General features: G+C 70.2%; 5 protein-coding genes and 1 pseudogene. 2 read left to right on the top strand and 4 right to left on the bottom strand.

Translation table 11 applies throughout. The annotated features are described in order from the left end of the window. The 3 genes and pseudogenes from ABT295_RS21040 to ABT295_RS21030 form a co-directional block, all read right to left on the bottom strand. Positions 1-332 (bottom strand): annotated as a pseudogene (locus ABT295_RS21040) (hypothetical protein); the annotation flags it as partial. Further along, on the bottom strand, positions 329-1,009 hold the full coding sequence (locus ABT295_RS21035; RefSeq protein WP_352396363.1) for a hypothetical protein: 681 nt from the start codon (positions 1,007-1,009) through the stop codon (positions 329-331). The pseudogene ABT295_RS21040 and the gene ABT295_RS21035, both read right to left, overlap by 4 nt. Before the next feature lie 346 nt (positions 1,010-1,355). Further along, complete coding sequence (locus ABT295_RS21030) at positions 1,356-2,348, bottom strand: IS481 family transposase (protein ID WP_352396362.1); 993 nt, start codon at positions 2,346-2,348, stop codon at positions 1,356-1,358. A gap of 166 nt (positions 2,349-2,514) precedes the next feature. Between ABT295_RS21030 and ABT295_RS21025 the strand changes: the two genes are divergently transcribed. Next, complete coding sequence (locus ABT295_RS21025; RefSeq protein ID WP_352396361.1) at positions 2,515-2,739, top strand: hypothetical protein; 225 nt, start codon at positions 2,515-2,517, stop codon at positions 2,737-2,739. Between the two features lie 153 nt (positions 2,740-2,892). On the opposite strand, the gene ABT295_RS21020 is transcribed toward ABT295_RS21025, so the two are convergent. Beyond that, positions 2,893-3,504, bottom strand: coding sequence for a hypothetical protein (locus tag ABT295_RS21020; RefSeq protein ID WP_352396364.1), 612 nt, complete (start codon positions 3,502-3,504; stop codon positions 2,893-2,895). Here ABT295_RS21020 and ABT295_RS21015 point away from each other — a divergent pair. After that, positions 3,430-3,615, top strand: coding sequence for a hypothetical protein (locus ABT295_RS21015; protein WP_352396360.1), 186 nt, complete (start codon positions 3,430-3,432; stop codon positions 3,613-3,615). The genes ABT295_RS21020 and ABT295_RS21015 overlap by 75 nt on opposite strands. The last annotated feature ends 336 nt before the right edge of the window (positions 3,616-3,951 follow it).

Raw genomic sequence — 3,951 nt, 5'->3', positions numbered from 1 at the left:
AGGCGCACCTCGAGCTTGCGGCCGGTGATGTCGTGGGTGAAGCGGCCGGTGGGCGGGCTGGACAGCCAGTGGCCCCCGGCGCTCCAGCCGGGGGTTTCGGCGATGAGCCAGTGCTGCTCGCCCAGACCCTGCTGCGGGACCTTCCCGGTCAGCATGATGCGTTCGGCGGAGAGGTTGTGGGCGGTGTCGAGCAGGTCGACCAGGACGGGCCGCTTGCGCCGCCCGGCGATCTTCGGGGTGACGCGGGCGCCGCTGTCGGTGACGCCGACACCGGTGACGTAGTCCAGCCACACCGTCGGGACGGGGCGAACCTTCCAGGGAGCGGGCCTCATCGGGGGTCTCCTGTCGGTCGTGGCGTCGAAGGGGTGAATGTCGTTGTCGACCTCGTCCTCGCCGTCCTGGTTCTGGCCCCGACGGTGGTCGCTGTCGTCGTCGGGCCCAGGGGCTGCACTGCTGCTCCTTGCGCTGCGCGAAAGCGCCGCCCGGCGTAGCGGGCTAGCATCTGCTTCGTCGCCCGGCCCAGCTCGAAGCGCACCCGCCCGTCGTCTCCGAGGCGGAATCCGCGGATGGCGGCCACTTCGACGACGAAGCCGCAGACGTCGCCGACCAGGGCGGCCCCGAGGTACTGCTCGGGCCTGCAGATCCACCAACCCGCCCAGGCGTCCTCCCGTTCAGCAGGGCTCAGTCCACTGGTGTGAGCGGAAGCGTGCCACCCCTGGTACCGGCGCTCACCGCGGCGCAGGGGATCCGGGGTGAGAGGAGCGAGGTGCACGGCGAGGTCGGGGGAGGGGCTGGGCAGATCCACCCACGAGCGGGCGGCAAGCTCGCGGACGCTGGCCTCGTCGTAGCGCCAGTGACCGCCCGCGGTCTGCATCGCCTGCAGGGCCTCCTGCTCACCGAGCAGCCCCGCTTCGCGCAGACGGTTCAGCTGAGCTGGGTTGACGCCCAGCAGAGCTTGCGCACGCGTTCCCCCGATGGGGGGTTCGGTGATGGTGACGTAGCGGGGCATCGATCGTCTCCGAATAGGCGATGATGCGACGCTACACCCCTGACATGCGCAATCGGCGCTATCAGGGGCGTGTCATCCATCGTCTTGAGAGACACCTGGCAGGTACCCATTCCGCTGCTGACCTGGGGGTCAATCCTCGCGAGGCCCCAGATCGCCGAGCCCTGCGGGTAGATGCTGGTCGTTGCTCCTGGCTTGAACCAGCTCGGATGGGTCGGCTGAGGCCGCCGGCGCAACGCTCGCAACCGAAACAGCATCCGCACTCCCGTCTGGACGAGGGTCCCAGGGGCGGTGAATCCCGGGGCTGAGCAGGCCGTTTCCTCCAGCAGGACCGCCGCTGCACTCACCGCTAGCTGTACTGACCACTGAGGTTAGTGACGCGCGAGGCGGGCGGTAGCCCGCCGAGGGCGGTGTGGTGCCGGTGATGGTTGTAGATGTGAAGCCAGGCTGGCAAATCCCGGCGACGGGCGGCTTCCGAGGAGTAGGGGCGGGCGTAGGCCCATTCGGTCGCCAACGTGCGGTGGAACCGCTCCACTTTGCCGTTGGTCTGCGGGCGGTAGGGCCGGGTCCGCTTGTGGGCGGTGCCGGTCGTGGCCAGGGCGGCGGCGAAGTCGCGGGAGCGGTAGTTGGCTCCGTTGTCGCTCAAGCAGCGCGCGATGCTGATGCCGCAGCCGGCGAACCAGGCGTGTGCCCGGGCCCAGAACGCGGCGGTGGTGGAGCCCTTCTCATCGCTGAGGATCTCGGTGAAGGCCAGGCGAGAGTGGTCATCCAGGACGGTGTGCAGGTAGCCGTAGCCAAGGCTGTGAGGTCGTGCGGCCTTGGCCTGCTCACTGCCGCGGCCGTGGAAGCGCCAGCCGCCGCCGTCGGGGATGACGCCGAGCTTCTTCACATCGATGTGCACCAGATCGCCTGCGACAGCGTGCTCGTAGCGTCGGACCTCTCGGCGGATGCGTTGACGGTCCGCCAGGTCGACGTCGCAAAGCCGCGGCAGTCCTTCGCGACGGATGACGGCGGCGACGGTGGAGACGGGCAACCCGAGCTTGGGTCCGATGCGGGCCGGTCCCCAGCCTCGGGTGGTGCGCAGATGCACGACCTTCTTCACCACTGCCCGCCGGGTTCGGGTCGGGCTGCGGTGCGGGCGGGAGGACCGATCGACCAAGCCGTCCTCCTCGCGGCCGTCGCTGGCACGCAGCTCGAGCAGTCGGTCAGCCCAGCGTGCCGCGGTGGGCCAGGAGACCTGGAAGCGGTCAGCAGCGCGCCGGATGGGCCAGCGGTCATCGACGATGAGCCGGGCCAGCTTCAGTCTCCCGGCAGGAGTCAGGGCGGCGTTACGGTGGGGCACGGAGACCTCCGGGTGGTGGTGCGGTTCCTCGACAGCTCCACACCTCACTCGGAGGTCTTCCTCACGTCACGGACCTGATGGTCCTCGGCGTGTCACCAACGTCCATGCTCAGTACAGCTAGCCCGTCTGATCCAAGCGGTGAGAACATCAACCCCCTCGGTCCTCCTTGCGGCTGCTCGAGGTATGCCCGCTCGGACAAGGACGGACCGGGCAGGACACCGTTCCAAAGCTCGCCGTTCCCAAAGAGGACGATCGAGCCCTACTGGCCCAGTGGTTGACCAACGTCGCGCATATCGCCGCCTTGTCCTGCGACCAGCCCGATGTCACCAGCAAAGAACTCGGCGCCAAGCTCCTTGAGCAGGCCTCTCACCTCAACCGTCTGGCGCGGTGAACACAGCCGGAGACGGATGAGACGAGGTCGTCTGCGACGTGACTCAGACCGCAAGCAGTCGGGCGGGCAGAGACGTTGAGATCACGATCGGATGTCCCCGCCAGGCCGCCGTGGCTGCGCTGCTGAGAGCTTGAGGCCTTGCCGGACATGCGTTCATCCGGTGAGGGGCCGGGCTGACAGTTCGAGGAGGCGGTGGGCCACCACGACCTCCGAACCGGCCATGCCGACCGAGCAGTGCACCGTGATCTCGTCGGCGCGGGTCCGTCCGGGTGCCCTGCCGGTCAGGACGTGGACCAAGGAGGTGAGGGCAGCCGGTTCGACGACGAAGGGGCGGTCGTAGGCAGCGGCCTGCTGCGGTGAATCGCACGAGATCAGCGAGGCGCGGTCCAGCAGTCGAGGAGGGACCTCCTGGGCACCTCGGGCCTTGGGGCCGACGGTGCTCACGTGCGCTCCGGGAGCGATGTCGTCGGCGTCCAGGACCGGGGTCGTGGACCGGGTGGCCAAGAGCACCACGTCTGCGCCCTGGACCGCTGCCGACGGCGTGTCCACGGCGCGTACCGCCCGCTCGGCCAGACCCAGCTCCCGCCGGGCTCGCTGGGCGAAGAGGTCCCGGTGCTCGCCGGAGGGGCTGAAGACGCGGACACTGCGCAGGCGCCGCACAGCGCTCAGGGCCCACAGCTGCGCCCAGGCTTGCAACCCCGAGCCGATGACGGCGACGTCGCCGGCCTCGGGCAGGGCCAGGGCATCAGCAGCGACGGCGGCCAGCGCGCCGGTGCGGCGGGCGCCGAGCTGCTCTCCGACGACGAGACCGACGAGGGTGCCGGTGCGTCCCAGACCGCGACCAGCTGGTCCCCGGGAACGGCACCGGCCCGGTAGGCGCGGAACCCGCTGGGTCCGTGGCGCAGGCCACCGCTGGTGTAGACGTAGGCCAGGTCTCCGATGGCGCTGAGGTCGCTGCTGGTGCGCTGGGGCGCGGGGGCGCGGGGGCGCGGGGGCGCGGCGAGGTCACCGGTGGCCAGGGCGAGGACTGCAGTCCGGGCCGCCGCGACGAGTAGTTCCGGCGCGGCGGCCTCGACGTCAGTATCGGTGAGGACTCGTACCCCACAACCCCGTCACCCCGTCACCCCGTCACCCCGTCACCCCGTCACCCCGTCACCCCGTCACCCCGTCACCCCGTCACCCCGTCACCCCGTCACCCCGTCACCGTGCCGC

The sequence above is a fragment of the Terrabacter sp. NPDC000476 genome, assembly GCF_040300125.1.
Taxonomy (GTDB): domain Bacteria; phylum Actinomycetota; class Actinomycetes; order Actinomycetales; family Dermatophilaceae; genus Terrabacter.
This window is presented reverse-complemented; position numbering and strand designations above follow the sequence as displayed.

What these genes read in the sequence shown, in the direction of transcription:
- ABT295_RS21035 (WP_352396363.1), bottom strand. Translation starts at nt 1,009, where the DNA reads ATGCCCCGCTACGTCACCATCACCGAACCCCCCATCGGGGGAACGCGT.